Below are 23,325 nucleotides of genomic sequence, written 5' to 3'. Positions count from 1 at the left end.
CCCCGTCTAAAGACGGAGGCTTGAAGCCTCGGAGTTGACCAGCCTAAGTTCGAAGACAGCCTCACGGCAAATTTGAAGAACTACGTTATTCTGGTCATGACACCTTGGAATGCTGGAGCCAGTTCCAAGCCCTGTCGTTCAACATTAAACAGGTATACGGGGTTGAAACCAGTGTGTTGAATGTAAAAAGCCAGAATAACATTGGCGAGGCTCACTTTAACCCGAAAGGGAGAGGAAGGTAACTTCCATGGAAAAGGAATCTGTACAACGAGTTTTTGTATTAGATAAAAACAAACAACCACTTATGCCATGTCATCCTGCTAGGGCAAGAGAGTTATTGAAGAAAGGTAAAGCAGCAGTATTTCGATACCATCCATTCACAATTATTCTAAAAGATCGTGAAGGCGGCGACACGCAACCTATACAGGTTAAGATCGATCCTGGAAGTAAGATCACTGGAGTTACTTTAGTAGGCGATTTTAAGAACGGTAAGAAAGTAATTTGGGGTGCTGAGATTCATCACAGAGGTCAAAGTATCAAAAAAGCATTAGATACTCGTAGAGGTGTAAGACGTTCACGAAGAAACCGAAAGATAAGGTATCGTATAGCAAGGTTTGACAACAGAAAACGTTCAAAAGGTTGGTTACCACCTAGTCTTATAAGCCGTGTAGAAAATATACTCACATGGATTAAACGTATTCGACGCTTTTCACCAATTACAGGTATTTCATTGGAATTAGTACGTTTTGATACTCAAAAACTACAAGATCCAGAAATTAATGGAATAGAGTATCAACGAGGAACGTTGTATGGATACGAAATAAAAGAGTACCTTCTTGAGAAATGGGGTAGGAAATGTGTATATTGTGGTAAAGAGAATGTACCGTTAGAAATAGAACATATCGTACCTAAATCTAAAGGTGGAAGTGACAGGATAAGTAACCTTACATTAGCTTGCCACGAATGCAATCAGAAGAAAGGTAATCAATCAATTGAAGAATTTTTAACAAATAATCCAGAAAGGCTGAAACAGATCAAATCAGAATCAAAGAGACCACTCAAAGATACAGCAGCACTCAATGCTACACGTTGGTATATATTCAATCAATTACGAGGAAACAGCCTCACGGCAGGTAAGGAAGAATTACCTATTGAAGTTGGAACAGGAGGACGAACAAAGTACAATCGTGAGACACAAAACTATCCTAAAAAGCATTGGATAGATGCAGCTTGTGTTGGAGAAAGTGGTCAAAACGTTCAAATTGAACCTGATATGCAAGTTTTAGAGATCAAAGCAATGGGTCATGGAATGCGTAGAATGTGTTTTGTAGATAAATACGGATTCCCAAAAAAATATCGTCCAAAAGAACGAACATATATGGGATACAAAACAGGCGATATAGTGTTGGCAGTTATACCAAAAGGAAAAAATATGGGTATCCATATTGGACGCATTGCAATACGACATAGGCCAAGCTTTTTATTAAATGGTGTTGGTGATGTACATCCAAAATATCTTACATTACTACAAAAAAATGACGGTTATGGATATCAAATATCTTAAAAGGAGGAAAGATTCTGCGTTCCTCTCACCATTAAAGTGGTGAGTCCCCTGCAGATTTTTTTATGGAAAAGCTTGAGAAAAAGGTGGATTTTTCAGAATTAATAGAAGAAATTGAAAAAATTGAGATCGTTGATCAAGATAAAATAAGGGTTAAAAGAGACAAAGAATGTTATATAGAAGAACTTGAGAGAGGTTTAGAAAAACTTATTGAAATAGCTAAAGAGAAGAACAATACCATAACTTATCGAGATATAGATGAATGCATACCTCATAACTTATCTGATGTGATTGACGGCAGCTTTTTAGATAAGATCCATGAAAAGCTCGAATCAGAAGGGATAGAAATTATAGAATCCTCCCAAGAGGACCAAATCCAAGAGGAAGAAGAATTTTTTAACGATGGGTTAGAGGAGCTTTTTCAAGAAAGGGAATCTCAGATATTCGACAACTCTGCCGTAAATGAACCCATAAAGATTTATTTGAGAGAAATAGGGGGAATCAAACTTTTAACTCCCTCCAGGGAAAGGCAGCTTGCTATAAGAGCTAAGAAAGGCGACAAAAAAGCCAAAGACGAATTGGTGAAGGCAAATCTAAGATTGGTGATTAGTATAGCCAAAAGATACACAGGAAGAGGATTAACCTTTTTGGATTTGATTCAAGAGGGGAATATAGGTTTAATTAGAGCCGTAGAAAAATTTGACTGGAAAAGAGGATTTAAATTCTCAACCTATGCTACTTGGTGGGTTAGGCAAGCTATCACCAGAGCTATAGCCGATCAAGCTAGAACAATTAGAATACCTGTTCATTTGGTTGAATCTATAAACAGGATGAACATAGTTATTAGAAAACACCTCCAAGAAACAGGTGAATACCCCTCTACCGAAAAGTTAGCAGAATTACTGGATAAACCCTTAGAAAAAATGGATGAAATTTTATTGGCAACTAAAGAGATCATTTCCGTTGATGCACCTATAAGTGGTTCTGATGATGAAGAAGCTTATATAGGTGATTTTTTAGAGGACTCTGAAGCTGATCAACCAGAGGAAATTGCGGTGAGAATGATACTTAAAGAAGAAATTGAAAAAGTTTTGGAATCTTTAAGGCCCAAGGAAGCTACGGTGTTAAAAATGAGATATGGCTTGCTTGACGGTAAAATGAAAACACTGGAAGAGGTTGGAAACTTCTTCAACGTAACAAGAGAAAGGATAAGGCAGATTGAAGTAAAAGCCTTAAGGAAGTTAAGGCATCCCTCCAGAAGCTTGCAATTAAAAGAAATAAGCGATATGATAGAAAAGAAGGACATATAACGGGAGTGGAAATAAATGGCGAAAAACAAGGGGAATGATTTCCTCTTTTTGGGAGAAAAAAACACCCCGAAGGGGGTTCAAGGAAACACCCCGAACGAGGTTGAGGAGAACACCCCGAAGGGAGTTCAAGGAAACACACCGAACGGGGTCAAGGAAAAATTCCCCTCCTTAAGTGGCGGAAGCCCGTCATCTTTATTCGAAAATGAGTTGGATGAAGAACAAAGAGAAGCTGTCATAAAATCAGAAGGAAGATCGATAATAGTTGCGGGTCCTGGCTCTGGTAAAACTAGAGTAATAACCTATAAAATTGCTTATTTGTTGAATAATGGAGTTGAACCTGAAAATATTTTATTAGTCACCTTCACCAGGGCTGCGGCAAGGGAAATGATAGAAAGGGTAAAGAATGTTACCAATAGAAATATAGATAAAATGCTAGCTGGTACATTCCATCATGTATGTAATTCTATTCTTAGAAAGTACGCCACGCTTTTAGACTATAAAAATAATTACAGCATCCTCGACAAAGAAGATTCAAAAGATTTGTTAAAAATGGCTAAAAGCGAGTACATCAAAGAAATCAGTGATAATTACAAGCTTCCAAAAGAAGAAGTAATAATGAAAATTATAAGCTATTCATGTAACACATTGACCTCTTTAAGAGAATCAATACTTGAAAGAGCCCCATATTTGTTGAATTTTGAAAGAGATATTGAGCAAATATGGAGTATATATATCCAATTAAAAAAAGATATGAATGCAATGGACTATGATGATCTGTTAGTAAATACTTTAGTTTTATTCAAAACTCATCCAGAAGTACTAAACAAGTGTTCAAGCCAATTTAAATATGTTTTAGTTGACGAATTTCAAGATACCAACAAAATTCAAATAGAATTGGTTGAGGCTTTATCATCGGCTCATGGGAATCTGATAGTTGTTGGAGACGATTCTCAAAGTATATATTCATTCAGAGGAGCTTTATTTAAAAACGTAAAAGATTTTATAGAAGATGAAAGAACAAAGGTTTTTAAAATACAAAGTAATTACAGAAGTACCTCTGATATAGTTGGTTTGATTAATCACCTAATACCTTCTAATTCTGTTCCTAAAGTCCTTAAACCTAAGAGAAAAAGTTATTTAAAACCTTTCGTTGTGGAAACTTTTGACGATTTGGAACAAGCAGATGCCGTAGTCAAAATCATAGAAGATAAATTAAAAGAAGGTTTAGATTATAAAGATATCGCTGTGCTATATAGATCGCATTCGTTATCTATGGTGTTACAACAAAAATTGGATTCAAAAGGTATCCCTTACAGAATACTATCAGGATTGAGATTCATCGAAACGGCACATATAAAAGATATATTGGCTTTTTTAAAGGTATTAAACAATCCTTTAGATAAGATTTCGTGGAGTAGGATTTTAAAATTATTTCCTGGAATTGGTAACAAAACTGCATCTAAGATCTATGAAGAGATTGAAACTGGAATAGGGAAAAGCCCCGAGCGGGGTCAAGGAGAAGAAAACGATAACATCTCAAATATATTGAAGGAAACTGAAATAAATAAGTTCAAAACACCCTTGGAATTATTAACAAAACTTTTCGATAATAAAGAAAGTAGTCCTGATGAGTTGATAGATACCATTTATAAAGATTTCTACCAAGAATATTCTTTCTTAACTTATGCAGATTCTAAATCAAGGAACATGGATATTGAAAGATTCAGTGAAATTGCCAGTCGTTATGATTCGGTAAGCGCTTTTATAGAAGATTTGACGCTTAGTGAAGAAATAGGAGTAATACCTGCGAGTAGGGATAAAGATGAGAATAAGTTAACGCTCACAACGATTCATGGGGCTAAGGGATTGGAATGGAAAGTAGTTATTCTCATATCGGTGAATCCAGGAGATTTTCCCAACGGACTTGCAATTAAAGAACAAAAATTAGATGAAGAAGAAAGGCTCTTCTATGTTGCCATAACAAGAGCAAAGAATGAATTATACATTTTGAAACAGCTAACCGGTACAACCAACCCGTATCTAAAAAATTCATTTTATTTTGTAAAAAAAGAAAACGATTTTATCAAAAAAATTCCGGAGGAAACGGTCAATCGTTTGAAAATCAAATATAAATAACCGTAAATTATTTAAATTGTTATATTTAATTAATTTTTAATTAAGGTCCAATAATGTAAAATATCCACTGGCGTTTTCTTATTTTTTCAAATATACGAAAAATATATATTACACTAATATAAATTAAAATAAAGCAGAAGGAGGTGAACTCTCATTTTTGAGGGCATTTATTTAATGGCTTCCCTTGAAATGAGAGAAATCTAAGTGCCAACGATTAATCAATTAATAAGGTACGGAAGAACATCTGTAAAGAAAAAGACCAAATCTCCTGCATTACGAGGTAACCCTCAAAAACGAGGTGTTTGTGTAAGGGTTTCAACTATGACCCCGAAAAAACCTAATTCAGCTTTAAGGAAGATTGCAAGGGTTAAGCTATCGAATGGAATCGAAGTAACTTGTTATATACCTGGAGAAGGTCATAACCTACAAGAACACTCTAACGTTTTGGTAAGAGGTGGAAGGGTAAAAGACTTACCTGGTGTAAGGTATAAGATAATCAGAGGGACTTTGGATGCTGCCGGTGTTGAAGGTAGAAAACAAGGTAGAAGTAAATACGGTACCAAAAAACCCAAGGCTTAATAAGGAGGCTCTTTACTGAATGAGAAGAAGAACTGCCGAAAAAAGAAACATAGTTCCAGATCCTATTTATGGGGATATTTTACTTTCCAAATTTATAAACAGGTTGATGTATGATGGAAAAAAATCTTTAGCACAACAAATAGTTTATTCTGCTTTGGAGAGGTTGGCTGAAGCTACAAAAGAAGATCCAATAGAGGCTTTTCATAAAGCGATAGATAATGTTAAACCTGTGGTAGAAGTAAGATCAAGAAGGGTTGGGGGTTCAACATATCAAGTACCTTTTGAAGTACCTGAAAACAGAGCCACATCTTTAGCTATAAGATGGATAGTTACTTCTGCACAATCAAAAAAAGGAAGAGATATGATTAGTAAATTATCTCAAGAACTGATAGACGCGTACAACAATACGGGACCTGCCGTAAAAAAGAAAGAAGACGTTCACAGGATGGCTGAAGCGAATAGAGCTTTTGCACATTTCAGATGGTAGTATAGCAGTTTTAGGAGGGATTGTTTTGAAAGAAAGATTATACCCCATAGAAAAAATAAGAAATATAGGAATAGTTGCGCATATAGATGCAGGGAAAACAACTACTACCGAAAGAATTTTGTTTTATGCGGGGACAAAACACAAATTAGGGAATGTTGATGAAGGTACAACTGAAACAGATTGGATGGATCAAGAAAAAGAGAGAGGGATTACCATAACCTCCGCTGCAACGTCCGCCTTTTGGAAGGATCATAGGATAAATATAATTGATACACCAGGCCACGTTGATTTTACGGTTGAGGTGGAAAGATCATTACGTGTTTTAGATGGGGCGGTTGCCGTTTTTGACGCTCAAGTTGGAGTTGAACCACAATCTGAAACTGTTTGGCGGCAAGCTGACAGGTACAGAGTGCCGAGAATTGCTTTTATGAATAAAATGGATAAAATAGGAGCGAATTTTTTTAACGCTATACAAACAATGAAAGATAAGTTGGGTGCGAATCCTGTTGCTTTGCAAGTTCCAATAGGTTCTGAGTCGGATTTTGAAGGTGTAGTTGATTTACTAACTATGGAAGCACTTTATTGGAAAGATGAAAGTGGCCAAACAATCGAAAGAACCAGTATTCCAGATGATTTAATAGATTTTTGTGAATCGAAGAGAGAAGATTTAATTGCCGCAATTGCGGAGGTTGATGAAGATATAATGGAACTTTATATAGAAGAGGAAGAAATTCCCCTGGCTAAATTAAAAGAAGCGATAAGAAAAGCCACTATTCAAAACAAAATAGTACCTGTTTTTTGTGGAAGTGCTTTTAAAAACAAAGGTATACAACCCGTGTTGGATGGAGTTATCGATTATCTGCCGTCGCCATTAGATATGCCCCCTGTTAAGGCGTTTGATGAAAGGACGGGGGAATATGTAAAAGATATTCATCCTTCCAAAGACGAAGATTTTTTTGCGTTGGCTTTTAAAATAATGGCGGACCCTTTTATTGGTAAGTTGACTTTTGCTAGAGTTTATTCCGGTACTTTAAATAAGGGCAGCTACGTGGTCAATACAACTAAAAATAAGACAGAAAGGGTATCTAGACTTGTTTTTCTCCATGCTGACAAAAGGGAAGAAGTTGATTACATAAGGGCTGGAGACATTGTTGGATTAATTGGCTTAAAGGATACTTCTACAGGGGATACACTCTCAGATAAAGAATGTAATATAGTTCTAGAAAAACTTGAATTCCCAGAACCTGTTATTTCGGTCTCCATAGAACCTGAAACCAAAGATGATGAAGCAAAATTGGGTAAAGCCCTAAATGCATTAACAGAAGAAGACCCAAGTTTAAGAAGCTACGTCGACCACGATACTGGAGAAACCATATTATCTGGAATGGGAGAATTGCACTTAGAAATTATCATTGAGAGAATTAAAAGAGAATACAAGGTGAACGTTAAAGTAGGTCAGCCGCGTGTAGCATATAAAGAAACAATAAAACTTCCAGCCGAAGCTGAAGGTAAATATATAAGGCAAACTGGAGGTCGTGGGCAGTACGGACATGTTAAACTTAGAATTGAACCGCTGCCTTTGAATAGCGAAAAAGAATTCGAATTTGTTGATAAAATAGTGGGAGGAGTCATACCAAAAGAATATATACCAGCCATAGAGAATGGTGTTAAGGAAAGTATGCAAGATGGCGTCTTATTGGGATATCCAATGGTGGCTATTAAAGTGGAAGTTTTTGATGGTTCATACCATGAAGTTGACTCTTCAGAAATGGCCTTTAAAATAGCTGCATCTATGGCTTTTAAAGATGCAGTAAAGAGAGCCAAACCAGTTTTGTTAGAGCCTGTCATGAAAGTGGACGTTACAACTCCTGAAGAATACATGGGAGATATAATTGCCGATTTAAGCTCAAGAAGAGGAAGAGTAGAGAGTTTTGAAAACGTGGGAGGAACGAATACCAGAATAATACATGCCCATGTTCCATTATCAGAATTATTCGGATACGCCACAGTAATGAGATCTCTTTCGCAAGGAAGAGCAACCAGTTCGATTCAATTTTCTCATTATGAGGAGGTTCCGGAGCAAGTAACTCAAAAACTCTTAAGTAGAGAATAAGTTCAATAATAATTTATAAGGAGGAGATAGAACAATGGCTAAAGAGAAGTTTGTTAGGGAAAAGACACACATGAACGTAGGAACTATCGGTCATATTGACCACGGGAAAACAACTTTAACCGCCGCTATATCCAAGGCTTTATCTTACAAAGGCTGGGCAGATTTTACACCTTTTGACATGATAGATAAAGCTCCTGAAGAAAAAGCAAGGGGAATCACCATCAACGTTTCACACATTGAATATCAAACAGAAAAAAGGCATTATGCACATATAGATTGTCCAGGTCATGCGGACTACATAAAAAATATGATAACTGGGGCAGCTCAAATGGATGGAGCTATTTTGGTTGTAGCCGCAACTGATGGTGTTATGCCACAAACAAGGGAACATGTTTTGTTGGCAAGACAGGTTAACGTTCCTGCTATAGCTGTTTTTATAAACAAAGTTGACATGGTTGATGACGAAGAATTAATAGACTTAGTAGAAATGGAAGTTAGAGATCTCCTAAGTAGCTACGAATTTCCTGGAGATGAAGTCCCAGTTGTTAAAGGTTCTGCCCTAAAAGCATTGGAAGAAGACAGCCCAGACGGTCCTTGGACACAAAAGATATACGAACTTCTAGATGCGATTGATAATTACTTTCCAGATCCAGTCAGAGAAACTGATAAGCCTTTCTTAATGCCCATAGAAGATATTTTCAGCATTACTGGAAGGGGAACGGTTGTTACTGGAAGAATCGAAAGAGGTGTTGTTCACACTGGAGATCAAGTTGAAATAGTTGGTTTGAGCTATGAAACAAAAAAGACTGTTGTAACCGGTGTTGAGATGTTTAGAAAGATATTGGATGAAGGTGAAGCTGGAGACAACGTCGGATGTCTTTTAAGAGGTATAGAAAAAGATGAAGTAAAAAGAGGTCAAGTCCTCGCCGCTCCAGGTTCAATTACTCCTCACAAAAAATTCAAGGCTGAGGTATACGTATTGAAAAAGGAAGAGGGAGGAAGACACACACCCTTTACCAAAGGTTACAGACCTCAGTTTTATATTAGAACAGCAGACGTTACAGGAACTCTTGTAGAATTTTCCAGCGGTGCAGAGATGGTAATGCCTGGTGACAATATCAATATGACAGTAGAACTGATTTACCCTGTAGCCCTTGAAGAAGGGATGAGATTCGCTATAAGAGAGGGTGGAAGGACAGTAGGAGCCGGTGTTGTTACAGAAATAATTGAATAATCAATTTGAATGTATTATTGTACGGGGAGCTTCAGCTCCCCTTACTAATGAGTTAAAAGGAGGCTTTTTAAAAAAATATGGCCAATAATAAGTACATAAAAATTAGATTGAAAGGATACGACCATAGATTACTAGATGAATCATCAAAAAAAATTATTGATGCCGTAAAAGATACCGAAGCTAAAGTTTCTGGTCCTATTCCATTACCAAATAAGAGAACTGTATATTCGGTAATAAGATCCCCACACAAATATTCATATTCAATGGAACAATTTGAAAAAGTTGTTCATAAAAGAGTTATATATATCTACAATGCTTCATCAGATACGGTTACTAAACTGTTGAAAGTCAATATTCCAGCAGGAGTATCTGTAGACATAAAGGCTTAATGCCATTGTAAATCTAAAAAAATTAAGACGGATATCATTCGGGCTCTGGAGGTGTGAAAATGAAGAGTATTTTAGGTAAAAAAGTTGCAATGACACGAATTTTTAAAGACGATAAAGCCATCCCGGTGACAGTTATCAAAGCTGGACCATGTGTGGTAGTTCAAAAGAAAACCGTAGAAACAGATGGATATAACGCTATACAGATAGGTTTTGAAGAGATACCGGAAAGAAAAGCAAACAAACCATTGATGGGTCACTTCAAAAAGGCACAAGTGCAACCCATGAGATATTTAAGGGAATTTAGAGTAGACAATGTCGATGATTACGAAATCGGTCAAAAAATTGATGTATCAATTTTTTCTGAAGGAGAAAAGATTGATTTAATAGGTAAATCAAAAGGCCGAGGATACTCAGGAGTTATGAAAAGATGGAACTTTTCAGGGGGAGAGAAAACTCACGGTTCAAAATTTCATAGAGATCTAGGATCAACAGGAAATGCATCCTATCCTTCTAAGGTATTCAAAGGGAAAAAAATGGCTGGTCAATACGGAAATGAAAGGGTAACCATTCAAAACTCAGAGGTAGTTTACATTGATGTACAAAACAATCTAATAGCGGTCAAAGGTGGAGTCCCAGGAGCGAGGGGCGGATTAGTAACAATAAGAGAAGCCGTTAAGGCTAAACGCCCAAAAATGAAGTAAGGAGGTCAATTAAAAAATGTCACAGATAGATGTATACAACATTAAAAATGAAAAAGTGGGAACGTTAGATATTAAAGATGAAATTTTTAATATCGACCCAAATATGGATGTACTATATAGATACGTGGATATGCAATTAACCAACAAAAGGGCAGGTACAGCTTCGACAAAAACTAGAAGTGAAGTCAGGGGAGGAGGCCGAAAACCGTGGCCTCAAAAGCATTTAGGTAGAGCAAGAGCCGGATCAATTAGATCTCCTATTTTCCGACACGGTGGAGTAGCTTTTGGACCAAAACCTAGGGAATTTCACAAAGATCTCAACAAAAAAATGAAAAGATTAGCATTAAAATCTGCATTGAGTGTCAGGTATAGAGAAAATAACTTAATTGTTTTGGATGATGTTAAATTTGAAAAACCTAGAACAAAAGATGTAAAAAATATTTTGACCCAATTTGGTATGGATGGTACAAAGGTCTTATTTTTATTTCCTTATAAGCAAGAACAATACGAAAACTTCAAATTGTCTGCAAGAAATTTACCAAAGGTGAAAGTAATTATTGCTGATAATCCTGGACAAAATAAAAAAAATGTGGATGGTTTGAATGTATTTGATTTAATAAACAATGAGAAAATTGTACTTACCAAAGAAATGGTGAATAAAATCGAGGAGGTGATCGGCTGATGGAGCTTCAAAAAGCGTACGATATTATTACTAGGCCGATCTTAACAGAAAAAACCTATTCTCTCATGCAAGAACGCAAATATACATTTGAAGTTATGAAAGAAGCTACCAAGCCAGAAATAAAGGAAGCCATTGAGACAATATTCAAAGTCAAAGTAGAGAAAGTGTACGTAATGAATATGAAACCCAAACCAAAAAGATTGGGAAGAAGTGAAGGATATACAAGAGGATGGAAAAAAGCGATAGTTAAATTAGGAGAAGGATACGTAATCAGAGAATTGCAAGGCAGTCTGTAAGAGAGGTGGATAAATAATGGCGTTAAAACAATACAAACCTGTAACACCATCGCGAAGATATATGACGACATCTGATTTTTCTGAATTATCAAAAGTCGAACCCGAAAAAAGTTTACTCGAACCCTTGAAAAAAACAGGTGGAAGGAACCATTATGGTCGAGTTACAATGAGGCATCGAGGTGGTGGGCACAAAAGAAAGTACAGAATAATAGACTTTAAAAGAGACAAAATAAATATCCCTGCAAAAGTTGCTTCAATAGAATACGATCCTAACAGAAGTGCAAGGATAGCTCTATTGGTATACGCCGATGGAGAAAAAAGGTATATATTATCTCCCAAGGGATTACATGTAGGAGAAACTGTAATGAGTGGTGCAAAAGCTGAAATCAAAGTAGGTAACAGCTTACCTTTGGAGAATATTCCTCTAGGAACTCTTGTGCACAATATAGAATTTGAACCTGGTAGAGGTGGAAAAATAGCAAAATCTGCAGGGACTTATGCACAGTTAATGGCTAAAGAAGGCAAATATGCACTTTTAAAAATGCCTTCTGGTGAGTTGAGAAGAGTTCGTTTAAGTTGTATGGCTACCATCGGAGTAGTAGGGAACGAAGACCACTCCAATGAAGTTTACGGTAAAGCAGGAAAAATCAGATGGTTAGGAAGAAGACCCAAAGTAAGAGGTATGGTACAAAATCCAGTAGATCATCCAATGGGTGGTGGAGAAGGAAGAAGCAAAGGTCATATTCCTAAATCTCCTTGGGGAACCCCTGCTAAAGGGTATAAAACAAGAAGAGGAAAAAAACAATCCGATAAATTTATAGTAAGAAGAAGAGTAAAGTAAGCATTTTTATCTTTATGTGTGGGGAGCGAAGTTTAAGGAACCGCAAACCCTTTCCTTATGGGTGGGCAGCGGGGCGAAGGGGCGCTATTAACAAGCTTTTAGAGTTTCTAAAGGTACCTAGAATGAAGAGCAAGGAGGTGCAGTAGGTGGGAAGGTCTTTAAAAAAAGGTCCTTATGTTCATCCAAGTCTTATCAAAAAGATTAGAGAGATGAACGAAAAGGGTGAAAAAAAGGTTATTAAAACTTGGTCAAGGGCCTCGATGATCCTGCCAGAAATGGTTGGACATACAATAGCAGTTCATAACGGAATGAAACACATACCGGTTTATATAACTGAACAAATGATTGGTCACAGATTGGGAGAATTTTCTCCAACCAGAAGGTTTGGAGGACATCCAGACAAAAAAGCTGTTAAAGGAAAGATAGAAAAGCAAGGTTGAGGAGGGTAGTTCATGGCTACTAATACTAATGTTTCCAGAGTTCAAGAAGATGGTAGAAAAGTAAAAAGATCTGTATATCACAGAATGAGAAAAGAGAAAGAAGCCTCTGAACCAATTGTTGAAGCTAGAGCAGTCACAAAATATGTAAGAATATCACCTAGAAAAGCTAGATCTATGGCAAACTCAATAAGGAATAAAGATATAAGTGAAGCACTTCAAATACTCACTTTTAGTCCAAAAAAATCCGCACGTATACTATATAAAACTTTGATGTCCGCAATTGCGAATGCTGAAAATAATTTTGGATTAAACGCTGAAAATCTCTATGTTTCTGAGATAATGGTGAATGAAGGTCCTAGACTCAAAAGATTATGGCCAAGGTCTCATGGAAGAGCAGATATTCTTCAAAAAAGAATGAGCCATATTTATATAACCTTAAGAGACAAAAGTGCTGATAAATAAAGTGAGGTGAAATAAGTGGGATCAAAAGTGCACCCAAACGGTTTCAGGTTAGGAAACAATAAAACTTGGAAATCTGTATGGTTTAACGAAAAGAATTATTCTGATTATTTGCATGAAGATGAAAAAATAAGAGATTATATAAAATCCAATTACGAAGCTGCTGGAATTTCAGAGATATTAATTGAAAGACCCAGTGATTCGTCAATAAGAATAGATATTTATGGTGCCAGATTAGGAATTTTGATTGGACGAAAAGGCGCAGAAATGAAAAAAATTAGAGATGATTTGAAAAACATTGTAGGGGATAAAAATATTAAGGTCTACGCTGAAGAAGTAAAAAATCCTTACGTTGTTGCTCAACTCATAGCTGAAGATGTATCCGGTCAACTTCAAAGAAGAGTTTCGCACAAAGTTGCAATGAAAAGAGCTATAACCAATGCCATGAGAAGAGGCGCTAAAGGTGTGAAAATAATGGTTTCTGGTAGACTCGGTGGTGCCGAAATAGCGAGAACAGAATGGTATATGGAAGGAAGATTGCCTCTTCAAACCTTGAGATCAAACATAGATTACGCTGTCGTTCATTCTCAAACTAAATATGGTACCATAGGGATAAAAGTTTGGGTCTATCATGGTGATACGCTGATTTAATAATCTTTCCAAATGGATGGGAAGCGTAGTGAAGATCTCCTTCTTCCGTCCTTATAGGTGGGGAACGTAGTGAAGATCTCCTTCTTCCATCCTGATGGGTGGGGAGCGGGGCGAAGGGGCGCTAAGCAAGTTAAAGATCGTAGAAATGGTAAAAAGGAGGAAATCCTAAATGTTGATGCCTAAAAGAGTAAAATACAGAAAACAACAACGCGGAACAGTCAGAGGAATGACAAAAGGTGCTAGTTTGGTGCATTTCGGCGACTGGGGATTAAAAGCGATGGAAAGCTCATGGATAACCGCTCAACAGATAGAAGCATGTAGGTTATCTATGGTAAGGACATTAAAAAGAACGGGAAATATATGGATTAACGTTTTTCCCGATAAGCCAATAACTTCTAAAGGAATTGGAACAAGGCAAGGAAAAGGTAAAGGTGATGTGGAAGGTTGGGTAGCGGTTGTAAAGAAGGGAAGAGTGATGTTTGAAATAGGTGGAGTCGATGAAGCAACTGCTAAAAGGGCCTTAGAGTATGCCGCCTCCAAGCTACCGATAAGGACTAAGATAGTTCAAAGATATGAAATAGGAGGGGAGCTCTGATGAGAATAACTGAGATGAGAGAATTAACAGACGAAGAGCTCAATCAAGAATTAAACAATTTGAAGGAAAAATTATTTCAATTGAGGTTTCAACTCGAACTTGGACAACTAAAAAATTCTTCAAGTATCAAACAAGTTAAGAAAGATATAGCTCGAATAAAGACCATCCTCAAAGAAAGGGAACTCGGAATAAGGAGGTAAATTTCATGTCTAAAAAGATAATAACTGGAAAAGTTGTAAGCAATGCGATGGACAAAACGATAACAGTTGAAACAGATAGACTTACAAAACATCCCAAATACCACAAATTTGTCAGAAAAACCAGAAGATACCATGCACATGATGAAAATAACGAATGTGAGATTGGAGATATTGTTGAAATAGAAGAATCCAGGAAGCTTTCCAAAACAAAGGCTTTTGTTTTAAAAAGAATTGTGAGAAAAAATATTTTATCGGAAGAAGTTGAAACACCAGACTCAGTTGAAGAAGAATTAAAAGAAGCCTTTGGAGGTGAGGTTGATGGTACAACTAGAGAGTAAAATCAGAGTTGCTGATAACTCTGGAGCAAAAGTATTAAGAGTTATCAAAGTACTCGGTGGGTTTCATAAATCAAAAGGAACCGTCGGAGACACCGTTGTTTGCTCCGTTAGGGAAGCCATACCTCACACAGATTTGAAAAAAGGTCAAGTAGTTCAAGCCGTTATTGTCAGAACGAAAAAAGAGATAAGAAGGAAAGATGGAACCTATATTAGATTTGATGACAATGCTGCGGTACTGATTGATAAAAATAAGTTACCTTTAGGAACGAGGGTTTTTGGTCCAGTAGCCAGAGAAGTACGGGAAAAAGGCTACGCGAAGATAGCATCGTTAGCAAAAGAAGTTTGGTGAGGTGAAAATATGTATAAAATAAAGAGAGACGACACAGTAGTAGTGATCTCTGGAAAAGATAAAGGAAAGAGAAGCAAAGTTTTGAGGGTTATTCCAAAGGACAAAAAAGTCATTGTGGATAACGTAAACGTCGTCAAGAAGCATCAAAGGCCCACTCAAAAGATGAGGGAAGGCGGAATTATTGAGCAACCCAGTCCTATTGATATTTCAAACGTTATGTTAGTCTGTCCAAACTGCAATCAAAAAACCAGAGTGGGATTTAAATTTCTTGAAGATGGAAGCAAAGTAAGATATTGCAAAAAATGTGGTGAAATAGTAGAAAAATCTTAATCCATTCAAATTTTGAAAACTTGTAAAAATCAAGTAGGTATGGTAAGAAGTAAAAAGGAGGACTATCAATGGAGAAAGTTCAGTATATACCTCTGAAAGACAGGTACAAAGAAGTAGTAATACCTTCAATGATGAAAGAATTTAACTACAAAAACGAATTACAAGTGCCGAAACTTGTAAAGATAGTTGTTAATATGGGAGTTGGAGAAGGTTCCAGGAACAGAGCAGTTGTTGAAAAACATGCCCAAGAGTTAACGAAGATAGTCGGACAAAAAGCCTTAATAGCCAGGGCAAAGAAAAGTGTTGCCAATTTTAAGGTTAGAGAGGGTATGCCAATAGGTGTGAAAGTTACCTTGAGAGGATGGAAAATGTATAATTTCTTGTATAAATTAAACCATGTTGTGCTCCCAAAATTGAGGGATTTTAGAGGGCTACCCGCCGACTCTTTCGATGGAAGAGGCAATTATACCTTCGGAATTCCTGAACAACTAATTTTTCCTGAAATCAGGCCTGATGATATAAGTAGAATTCAAGGCATGGATATAACAATCGTAACCACAGCTAAAACTGATGAAGAAGCCAGGAAATTATTAGAATATTTTGGTTTCCCGTTACAAAAAAAATAAATGGAGGGTGTGAGTAATGGCAAAAAAGGCACTTATAGAAAAATCTAAAAGAACTCCGAAGTATAAAACAAGAGAATACTCACGATGTAAAGTATGTGGTAGACCAAGAGCTGTTTATAGAGAATTTGGTTTATGCAGAATATGTTTCAGAGAACAAGCTCTGGAAGGTAAACTTCCTGGAGTTAAGAAGGCTAGCTGGTAAGGAGGGAAAAACGAATGTGGAGCGATCCGGTAGCTGATATGCTAACCAGAATAAGGAACGCCAATTCGGTGTTCAAAGAAAGTGTTGAAATACCCGCTTCAAACTTAAAAAAAGACATTTTAGAAATAATGAAAAAAGAAGGATTTATCAATGATTATAAATTCATAGACGATGGTAAACAAGGAATACTCAAAGTCTATTTGAAGTACAAAGGTACAAGAAGAGATAAAAAACCTATAATGGAAGGGATCATAAGGGTTTCAAAAAGCGGAAGAAGAGTGTATGTTAATACCCGTAACATACCAAAAGTCAAGGGTGGATTAGGTATAGCTATACTCTCAACATCCCAAGGAGTAATGACCGATAAAGAAGCAAGAGAGAAAAAAGTTGGTGGAGAAGTAATCTGTTATGTATGGTGAGGAGGTGCCTAGATGCCACAATCGAGAATAGCTGATAAACCAACAATTATTCCTGATGGTGTAGAATTATCTGTGGATGGACAAACAATAAAAATCAAAGGTAAAAATGGTGAATTAAGTCTCAATTTACCCGAATATTTGGAAGTTGACAGAGATAACAACGAATTAATGATTAAAACAAAAGAAGGCGTAGTTAAAAGAAGTTCAGACGAGAAGCGATTAAAAGCGCTAAGAGGCACGTTCACCTCTCATGTGAGAAACATGATTAAAGGTGTAACTGAAGGATACAAAAAAGAATTGGAAATTGCCGGTATTGGGTACAGAGCTCAACTTCAAGGTAAAAACTTAATCTTGAATCTTGGTTATTCAAACCCCGTAGAATTTCCAGTCCCTGAAGGAATAACTATAGAAGTTCCACAACCCACAATAGTAGTCGTTAAAGGTATAGATAAATACAAAGTCGGAGAAGTCGCCGCAAGGATAAGAAGCTTAAGAAAAGTTAACGTTTACAGTGGTAAAGGTATAAAATATGTTGGAGAAAGTGTTTTAAGAAAAGAAGGAAAGAAAGTTTAAAACATTTCCGCAAAGGAGGTCCCTTTTAAATTGATAAAACAATTAGACAAAAAAGCCCTTAGACAAAAAAGGCACTTAAGAGTGAGAAAAAACGTTAGAGGAACATCAGAAAAACCAAGATTGACGGTTTTTAAAAGTCAAAAGCACATATATGCTCAAATTATAGACGACACTAAAGGTGTTACTTTGGCGTCAGCTTCAACAACCCAAAAACAACTGAAAGAAAAATTAGAAAAAACATGGGATGAAAACGCTGCAAAAGAAGTAGGGAAACTCATAGCCGAAAAAGCAAAAGAAAAAGGTATAACAGAAATTGTTTTTGATAGAAGCGGTTACAAATACCATGGAAAAGTAAAAGCTCTTGCTGAAGCAGCAAGAGAAACGGGCTTAAAGTTTTAGGAGGTGTTGGTAATTTATGCCGAACGATCAGAAAGTAAAAGCTACTGATGCTGCAAATGAATTAGAAGAAAGAGTAATCGAAATTCGAAGGGTCAGCAAAGTAACTAAAGGTGGAAAAACCATTTCGTTTCGTGCAGTTTCGGTAGTAGGTAATCGAAATGGAAAAGTAGGATTAGGAATCGGGAATGCCCGAGAAGTTCCACAAGCCATAAGAAAATCAATTGAAAATGCAAAGAACAATATGATAGAAGTCCCCGTTAAAAACGGAACTATTCCTTACGAAATAATCGGTGAACAAGATGCTTCCACTGTATTACTGTTCCCAGCAGGCCCAGGTACCGGTGTTATAGCCAGTTCAGCTGTAAGAGCTGTTGTTGAATTAGCCGGAATAGATAATATTCTAAGTAAATCCATTAGTTCAACGAACGTATTAAATTTAGCTAAAGCCACTTACAATGGATTAAAAAAGTTGAGATCTCCTCAAGAAATTGCAAAGTTGAGAGATTTAACTGTTAAACAAGTATTCTTTGGCGCTCACAAGGGGGTATGAGTAATGTCAAGTCTAAAGATAAAGTTAGTAAAAGGAAGAGCAGGGAAAGACAAAAGACAATTAGCTACTCTCGATGCTTTAGATTTAACTAGAAAAGATAAAGTAGTAATAAAACCTGACAATCCCCAAATTAGAGGAATGATAAGGACTGTACATCACTTAGTTGAGTGGGAAGAAATCGATTCTTAATTAAACAAATTGTAAATAAGGAGGCTATATACATGCCACTTAAAATAGAAGATCTAAAACCTACACCAGGATCAAGGAAACCCAAAAAAAGGTTAGGAAGAGGAATAGGCTCAGGATTAGGAAAAACAGCTGGCAAAGGGCATAAAGGTGAAAAGGCTAGAGGAAGAGGTAAAATTGGTAGAACATTTGAAGGTGGACAAACAAACATTATTAGAAGAACTCCAAAATTTGGATTCTCTAATGCACCATTCAAAAAAGTATATTCTGTTGTAAACGTAGAAACATTAGAAAAGTATTTCTCAGAAAATGAAGAAGTAACTCCAGACATACTTTTAGAAAAGAAATTGATAAAAAAATTGAACGATGGAGTAAAAATATTAGGAAAAGGAGAAATATCAAAACCTCTTGTTGTCAAAGCTAACATTTTCTCTCAAACCGCTAGAGAGAAAATTGAAGCTGTTGGCGGGAAAATAGAGGTGATTGAATAACATGTTCAAAGCCTTTAGAAACGTTTTTAGGATTCCTGAATTAAGGGATAGAGTTATATTCACCTTTTTAGCGTTGATAGGGTTTAGAATAGGTATATACATCCCCATTCCGGGAATAAATGTAGAAGCCTGGCAAGCTGCTTTAAGTGGAGCATCCCAAGGAGCGGTTGGAGGATTCATAGGTTTTTTTGATGTCTTTGCTGGAGGGGCGTTAAGCAATTTATCAATATTTGTTCTCTCAGTGACACCCTATATTACGGCTTCGATCATTTTTCAACTTCTCTCTTCTATAATACCTAGTTTGAAAGAGATGTTGAGAGAAGGTGAAAGTGGGAGAAAAAAATTCGCTCACTACACGAGGATGTTAACTTTAGTATTAGCTTTTGGACAAGGATTACTAATGTCCATAGCTGCCAACAATTACAGATCCCCCAATCTATCACCAGTTCTCTTTGTAACTTTAGCAACCGTTTCTATAGCTGCAGGAACGATGTTTTTACTATGGATAGGTGAATTAATCACCGAAAAAGGAATAGGAAACGGGGTATCTGTTTTAATATTTGCTGGTATAGTATCCAGATACCCTACATATGCAGCCGAAGCTCTCATAGGTTTAACCCCATTAGAATGGATACTCTTAGCCGCTGTTGCTATATTTATAGTAATAGCTGTAGTAGCGGTTCAAACATCTGAAAGAAGGATTAATATTCAATATGCAAAAAGAGTAGTCGGCACAAAAATTTATGGAGGTTCCTCAACATATTTACCTATTAAGGTAAATGGTGGAGGGGTAATTCCCATAATCTTTGCCTCCGCTATTATGACCCTACCCAGTATGATTGCTGGGGTAACAAACACTACCGTAGACGATAGACTATTTGCTATAGGTTCTCCACTTTATCTTGTGTTGTATGGTTTGCTGGTTTTCTTTTTTACATACTTCTACAGTTCTGTTGTTATGGATCCAAACGACGTAGCAAATAACATACAAAATTATGGTGGGTTCATACCAGGTTTAAGACCAGGAAAACCGACTGTTAATTACATCACTTCAGTCATGACCAGGGTAACTTTCATAGGAGCGATCTTTTTAGTAGTAATTGCCTTGGTTCCCTACTTTATCAGAGGCGCTTCAGGGATGCAGCAAATCTGGATAGGTGGTACCAGTACACTAATAGCCGTTGGAGTTGCTTTAGATATTGTCCAACAGATGGAGCAACACATGATAGTAAGACAATATGAAGGCTTCATGAAAAAAGGAAGGTTACGAGGAAGGAGATGAATTTTCTTTGAGACTTTTATTTTTCGGACCGCCTGGTGCAGGTAAAGGAACCCAAGCCAAAAAAGTTGCCCAGGAGTTTCAAATTGTACACATATCCACCGGAGATATTTTAAGGGATGCTGTTAGCAAAGGTACAGAATTAGGTAAAATGGCTAAAGCAATTATGGATCGTGGAGAATTAGTTTCGGATGAAATAATGAACAGTTTGGTAAAAGAAAGATTGGAAGAATTAGATTCTTTTATTCTTGACGGTTACCCCAGAACTTTAGACCAAGCAAAATTTTTAGACCAAGCAACAAAAGAGTTACAAAAAGAAATAGATGCGGCAGTACTAATTGACGTTTCCGAAGAAGAAATAGTAAAAAGGATAAGTAATAGAAGAGTCTGTCCAAACTGTGGAAAAGTATATAATTTAATTACCCTTCAACCAAAAGAAGACGAAAAATGTGATGTATGTGGTACAAAATTAATTCAAAGAGACGATGACAAAGAAGAAGTAGTCAGAGAAAGGTATAAAGTATATAAGAAAAATACCGAGCCCGTAATAGAATATTATAGAAAAAATAACAAAATAATTACAATAGACGGTGCCCAAAATGTTGAAGACGTTACAAAAGAATTGTTTAATATACTAAGGAGTTTTAACAAACAATGATAATAATTAAGACTGATCAAGAAATAGAAATGATGAGACGGGCTGGAAAGAAGCTTGCCCGTCTTCTTGACGCTTTACTTCCTGAAATAGTAAAAGAAGGCGTTAACGGAGAAAGAATTGAAAAATATGTTTTAGAATACATGGAAAAGGAAGATGCTATACCCACCTTCAAAGGTTATAATGGTTACAAATATGCGATCAACTTTTCTGTAAATGAAGAAGTTGTCCATGGATTTCCATTGAGAAGTAAAGTTTTAAAAAATGGAGATATTGTATCTGTAGATTGTGGTTTAACTTACAAAGGATACATAGCAGATTCAGCCAGAACCTACATAATTGGACAAGTTTCTGAAAGGGAAAAAGAATTGGTTGAAGCGACCAAAGAGTCTTTGTACATGGGTATAAAAAAAGCTGTTGTTGGTAATACCATTGGTGACATTGGCTACGAAGTTCAAACTTACATTGAAAGTAAGGGTTTTTCTGTAATAAGGGAATACGTAGGTCACGGGGTAGGAAGAAAATTGCATGAAGATCCCCAAATTCCAAATTATGGAAGGCAAGGAAGGGGTCCAAAAATAAGAAAAAACATGACCCTTGCAATAGAACCAATGGTATCTATGGGAAGCTATGAAGTAGATATTTTAGAAGACGGTTGGACAGCGGTAACCAGAGATAGATCAAAAGCAGCACATTTTGAACACACAATTGCCGTGACAGAAAATGGCCCGGAAATACTAACACAACTATAATTTAAGGGTTTATTTTTGTGGTCAACATGGAGAATCCTTACTTTATCCCTTTTATCCTTGTGGGTGGGCTGCGGTTTGCAAATGGATAAAAAGCCTTTTATCCTTATGGGTGGGGAGCGGGGGAAGGACGCTAATAAAGGCTAAACGCAGCTTACGAGAAAACGATGCTAACTATTAACTCACAAAAAACGTTCTACTTTTAAAAGGGTCACAGGGTGAAGCCCTTTTGCGGTCTTGTGCAAAATGGTTTTGCAGCCTTATGCAAAAAGTTTTTTGCTGCTTCGTGCAAAACGTCTTTTTGTAATTGTTTTAGAATAATTTCCATACCCTCATTTGCTTCGCAAATGACGTATGCAAATGATGATACACGAATTTGGGGTTTTTAAGGGGCTTGCCCCTTAACGAATGGGTCTAAAGGGACCGCAGGTCCCTCTTCCACATGGGTGGGGAGCGGGGCGAAGGGCGCTAAATCGTACTTTACAGTTTCTAATGACAGTAAAAATCCCTGAAAAAGGAGGGATTGTATTGGCTAAAAAAGACGTCGTTGTTATGCAAGGATACATCATTGAAGCTTTACCTAATGCAAATTTTAAAGTTAAATTAGATAATGGGCATGAAATATTAGCCCATATTTCTGGGCGAATGAGAAAAAATTTCATCAAAATACTTCCAGGAGACCGAGTTACTGTGGAAGTTTCCGTTTACGATTTAAACAAAGGAAGAATTGTTAAAAGGGAAAAAGTCAACAAAGATTGAAAAAATGGATTAATATAGATGATGAGAATCAAGAAGGAGGAAATTAATTATGAAGGTGAGGGCTTCTGTAAAAAAACGATGTGAGCACTGTAAAATAGTAAAAAGAGGCGGAAAGGTTTGGGTTGTCTGTTCTAAAAATCCAAAGCACAAGCAAAGACAAGGATAATATGAATTTCTTTATAAGGAGGATAAAAGGATGGCGCGTATTTTAGGTGTGGAAGTACCAGATAATAAAGCATTATTTGTAGGATTAACATATATTTATGGAATAGGAAGAAAAACAGCACTTGATATATTAAATACCTTAGAGATTGACCCAAACAAAAAAGCAAAAGAACTAACCGACGATGAAATTTCAAAACTAAGTCACCACATCAACGAAAATTATAAAGTTGAAGGTGAACTAAGGCAAGAAATTAACAAAAATATTAAGCGTTTGATAGACATCGGCAGTTACAGGGGGAAAAGGCACAAAGCGGGGTTACCCGTAAGAGGGCAGAAAACCCACTCCAACGCAAGAACCAGAAAGGGACCAAGACTAACCAAGATCAAAAAGAGATAACAAAAATGGAACCTCACATCATCCTTAAAGGTGAATAGTAGGGTTTAAAGGATCGCAGGTCCCTCTTCCACATGGGTGGGAAGCTATGTAAATGGATAAAAATTAATTTAACCTTATGAGGGAGTAGCAGGGTTTAAAGGACCGCAGGTCCCTCTTCCACATGGGTGGGGAGCGGGGCGAAGGG

The 23,325-nt window shown here is 36.7% G+C and carries 34 protein-coding genes; all 34 read left to right on the top strand.

Features of this window, described 5'->3' with window-relative positions; genetic code table 11:
- Window positions 1-247 precede the first annotated feature (247 nt).
- The 34 genes from iscB (at window position 248) to rpsM (ending at window position 23,141) form a co-directional block, all read left to right on the top strand.
- Window positions 248-1,564, top strand: coding sequence for an RNA-guided endonuclease IscB (gene iscB / locus X926_RS07350; protein ID WP_012208625.1), 1,317 nt, complete (start codon window positions 248-250; stop codon window positions 1,562-1,564).
- A 62-nt stretch (window positions 1,565-1,626) separates the two neighbouring features.
- Entirely contained in the window at window positions 1,627-2,871 is a 1,245-nt protein-coding gene (locus tag X926_RS07345; RefSeq protein ID WP_012208624.1) for a sigma-70 family RNA polymerase sigma factor, read from the top strand.
- 15 nt (window positions 2,872-2,886) lie between these two features.
- Window positions 2,887-5,007: an ATP-dependent helicase gene (locus X926_RS07340; protein WP_103065585.1), complete on the top strand. Its 2,121-nt coding sequence runs from the start codon at window positions 2,887-2,889 to the stop codon at window positions 5,005-5,007.
- A 204-nt stretch (window positions 5,008-5,211) separates the two neighbouring features.
- Window positions 5,212-5,586 (top strand): 30S ribosomal protein S12, encoded by a 375-nt coding sequence (rpsL, locus tag X926_RS07335; RefSeq protein WP_012208622.1) that lies wholly within the window; start codon window positions 5,212-5,214, stop codon window positions 5,584-5,586.
- Between the two features lie 19 nt (window positions 5,587-5,605).
- The gene (rpsG, locus tag X926_RS07330; RefSeq protein ID WP_103065584.1) at window positions 5,606-6,073 is read left to right on the top strand and encodes a 30S ribosomal protein S7; all 468 of its coding nucleotides are present in this window, start codon (window positions 5,606-5,608) and stop codon (window positions 6,071-6,073) included.
- A 25-nt stretch (window positions 6,074-6,098) separates the two neighbouring features.
- On the top strand, window positions 6,099-8,186 hold the full coding sequence (gene fusA, locus X926_RS07325) for an elongation factor G (protein WP_103065583.1): 2,088 nt from the start codon (window positions 6,099-6,101) through the stop codon (window positions 8,184-8,186).
- 34 nt (window positions 8,187-8,220) lie between these two features.
- On the top strand, window positions 8,221-9,420 hold the full coding sequence (tuf, locus tag X926_RS07320; RefSeq protein WP_103065582.1) for an elongation factor Tu: 1,200 nt from the start codon (window positions 8,221-8,223) through the stop codon (window positions 9,418-9,420).
- A gap of 77 nt (window positions 9,421-9,497) precedes the next feature.
- Window positions 9,498-9,809, top strand: coding sequence for a 30S ribosomal protein S10 (gene rpsJ, locus X926_RS07315; protein WP_103065581.1), 312 nt, complete (start codon window positions 9,498-9,500; stop codon window positions 9,807-9,809).
- A 59-nt stretch (window positions 9,810-9,868) separates the two neighbouring features.
- A complete protein-coding gene (gene rplC, locus X926_RS07310) occupies window positions 9,869-10,510 on the top strand; it encodes a 50S ribosomal protein L3 (RefSeq protein WP_103065580.1) in 642 nt (213 codons plus the stop codon).
- Between the two features lie 16 nt (window positions 10,511-10,526).
- A complete protein-coding gene (gene rplD, locus X926_RS07305) occupies window positions 10,527-11,192 on the top strand; it encodes a 50S ribosomal protein L4 (protein WP_103065579.1) in 666 nt (221 codons plus the stop codon).
- Window positions 11,192-11,488 carry a 50S ribosomal protein L23 gene (rplW, locus tag X926_RS07300; protein WP_012208615.1) on the top strand — a complete coding sequence of 99 codons (297 nt, stop codon included), beginning with the start codon at window positions 11,192-11,194 and terminating at the stop codon, window positions 11,486-11,488. Before rplD ends, rplW begins: the two co-directional genes overlap by 1 nt.
- Window positions 11,489-11,504: 16 nt before the next feature.
- Window positions 11,505-12,329, top strand: coding sequence for a 50S ribosomal protein L2 (gene rplB / locus X926_RS07295; protein ID WP_103065578.1), 825 nt, complete (start codon window positions 11,505-11,507; stop codon window positions 12,327-12,329).
- Between the two features lie 146 nt (window positions 12,330-12,475).
- Window positions 12,476-12,769 carry a 30S ribosomal protein S19 gene (rpsS, locus tag X926_RS07290; RefSeq protein WP_012208613.1) on the top strand — a complete coding sequence of 98 codons (294 nt, stop codon included), beginning with the start codon at window positions 12,476-12,478 and terminating at the stop codon, window positions 12,767-12,769.
- Between the two features lie 12 nt (window positions 12,770-12,781).
- On the top strand, window positions 12,782-13,231 hold the full coding sequence (gene rplV / locus X926_RS07285; RefSeq protein WP_103065577.1) for a 50S ribosomal protein L22: 450 nt from the start codon (window positions 12,782-12,784) through the stop codon (window positions 13,229-13,231).
- Between the two features lie 15 nt (window positions 13,232-13,246).
- On the top strand, window positions 13,247-13,879 hold the full coding sequence (rpsC, locus tag X926_RS07280; protein ID WP_012208611.1) for a 30S ribosomal protein S3: 633 nt from the start codon (window positions 13,247-13,249) through the stop codon (window positions 13,877-13,879).
- Window positions 13,880-14,048: 169 nt separating this feature from the next.
- Window positions 14,049-14,474, top strand: coding sequence for a 50S ribosomal protein L16 (rplP, locus tag X926_RS07275; protein WP_103065576.1), 426 nt, complete (start codon window positions 14,049-14,051; stop codon window positions 14,472-14,474).
- Window positions 14,474-14,674 (top strand): 50S ribosomal protein L29, encoded by a 201-nt coding sequence (gene rpmC / locus X926_RS07270; RefSeq protein ID WP_012208609.1) that lies wholly within the window; start codon window positions 14,474-14,476, stop codon window positions 14,672-14,674. Before rplP ends, rpmC begins: the two co-directional genes overlap by 1 nt.
- 5 nt (window positions 14,675-14,679) lie before the next feature.
- Window positions 14,680-15,012: a 30S ribosomal protein S17 gene (rpsQ, locus tag X926_RS07265; RefSeq protein ID WP_012208608.1), complete on the top strand. Its 333-nt coding sequence runs from the start codon at window positions 14,680-14,682 to the stop codon at window positions 15,010-15,012.
- Window positions 14,993-15,361 (top strand): 50S ribosomal protein L14, encoded by a 369-nt coding sequence (rplN, locus tag X926_RS07260; protein ID WP_012208607.1) that lies wholly within the window; start codon window positions 14,993-14,995, stop codon window positions 15,359-15,361. Before rpsQ ends, rplN begins: the two co-directional genes overlap by 20 nt.
- A 9-nt stretch (window positions 15,362-15,370) precedes the next feature.
- Window positions 15,371-15,691 (top strand): 50S ribosomal protein L24, encoded by a 321-nt coding sequence (gene rplX, locus X926_RS07255; protein WP_012208606.1) that lies wholly within the window; start codon window positions 15,371-15,373, stop codon window positions 15,689-15,691.
- Between the two features lie 68 nt (window positions 15,692-15,759).
- On the top strand, window positions 15,760-16,317 hold the full coding sequence (rplE, locus tag X926_RS07250; protein WP_012208605.1) for a 50S ribosomal protein L5: 558 nt from the start codon (window positions 15,760-15,762) through the stop codon (window positions 16,315-16,317).
- A 16-nt stretch (window positions 16,318-16,333) separates the two neighbouring features.
- Window positions 16,334-16,519: a type Z 30S ribosomal protein S14 gene (locus X926_RS07245; RefSeq protein ID WP_012208604.1), complete on the top strand. Its 186-nt coding sequence runs from the start codon at window positions 16,334-16,336 to the stop codon at window positions 16,517-16,519.
- A gap of 14 nt (window positions 16,520-16,533) precedes the next feature.
- Window positions 16,534-16,938 (top strand): 30S ribosomal protein S8, encoded by a 405-nt coding sequence (gene rpsH / locus X926_RS07240; RefSeq protein WP_012208603.1) that lies wholly within the window; start codon window positions 16,534-16,536, stop codon window positions 16,936-16,938.
- 12 nt (window positions 16,939-16,950) lie between these two features.
- Window positions 16,951-17,511 (top strand): 50S ribosomal protein L6, encoded by a 561-nt coding sequence (gene rplF / locus X926_RS07235; protein WP_103065575.1) that lies wholly within the window; start codon window positions 16,951-16,953, stop codon window positions 17,509-17,511.
- A gap of 30 nt (window positions 17,512-17,541) precedes the next feature.
- Window positions 17,542-17,910: a 50S ribosomal protein L18 gene (gene rplR, locus X926_RS07230; RefSeq protein WP_012208601.1), complete on the top strand. Its 369-nt coding sequence runs from the start codon at window positions 17,542-17,544 to the stop codon at window positions 17,908-17,910.
- Window positions 17,911-17,926: 16 nt separating this feature from the next.
- On the top strand, window positions 17,927-18,460 hold the full coding sequence (gene rpsE / locus X926_RS07225) for a 30S ribosomal protein S5 (RefSeq protein WP_012208600.1): 534 nt from the start codon (window positions 17,927-17,929) through the stop codon (window positions 18,458-18,460).
- 3 nt (window positions 18,461-18,463) lie between these two features.
- The gene (gene rpmD, locus X926_RS07220; RefSeq protein ID WP_012208599.1) at window positions 18,464-18,649 is read left to right on the top strand and encodes a 50S ribosomal protein L30; all 186 of its coding nucleotides are present in this window, start codon (window positions 18,464-18,466) and stop codon (window positions 18,647-18,649) included.
- A 32-nt stretch (window positions 18,650-18,681) separates the two neighbouring features.
- The gene (rplO, locus tag X926_RS07215) at window positions 18,682-19,137 is read left to right on the top strand and encodes a 50S ribosomal protein L15 (RefSeq protein WP_012208598.1); all 456 of its coding nucleotides are present in this window, start codon (window positions 18,682-18,684) and stop codon (window positions 19,135-19,137) included.
- Between the two features lies 1 nt (window position 19,138).
- Entirely contained in the window at window positions 19,139-20,419 is a 1,281-nt protein-coding gene (gene secY / locus X926_RS07210; RefSeq protein ID WP_012208597.1) for a preprotein translocase subunit SecY, read from the top strand.
- A gap of 7 nt (window positions 20,420-20,426) precedes the next feature.
- Window positions 20,427-21,074 (top strand): adenylate kinase, encoded by a 648-nt coding sequence (locus X926_RS07205; protein ID WP_012208596.1) that lies wholly within the window; start codon window positions 20,427-20,429, stop codon window positions 21,072-21,074.
- The gene (gene map / locus X926_RS07200) at window positions 21,071-21,823 is read left to right on the top strand and encodes a type I methionyl aminopeptidase (protein ID WP_103065574.1); all 753 of its coding nucleotides are present in this window, start codon (window positions 21,071-21,073) and stop codon (window positions 21,821-21,823) included. The genes X926_RS07205 and map overlap by 4 nt, the downstream gene beginning before the upstream one ends.
- 525 nt (window positions 21,824-22,348) lie before the next feature.
- On the top strand, window positions 22,349-22,579 hold the full coding sequence (gene infA, locus X926_RS07195) for a translation initiation factor IF-1 (RefSeq protein ID WP_041534284.1): 231 nt from the start codon (window positions 22,349-22,351) through the stop codon (window positions 22,577-22,579).
- A 49-nt stretch (window positions 22,580-22,628) separates the two neighbouring features.
- The gene (gene rpmJ / locus X926_RS07190) at window positions 22,629-22,745 is read left to right on the top strand and encodes a 50S ribosomal protein L36 (protein ID WP_012208593.1); all 117 of its coding nucleotides are present in this window, start codon (window positions 22,629-22,631) and stop codon (window positions 22,743-22,745) included.
- Between the two features lie 30 nt (window positions 22,746-22,775).
- Window positions 22,776-23,141, top strand: coding sequence for a 30S ribosomal protein S13 (gene rpsM, locus X926_RS07185; RefSeq protein ID WP_103065573.1), 366 nt, complete (start codon window positions 22,776-22,778; stop codon window positions 23,139-23,141).
- Window positions 23,142-23,325 lie beyond the last annotated feature (184 nt).

The sequence above is a fragment of the Petrotoga sp. HWHPT.55.6.3 genome (genome assembly GCF_002895495.1).
GTDB lineage: Bacteria > Thermotogota > Thermotogae > Petrotogales > Petrotogaceae > Petrotoga > Petrotoga mobilis.
This window is presented reverse-complemented; position numbering and strand designations above follow the sequence as displayed.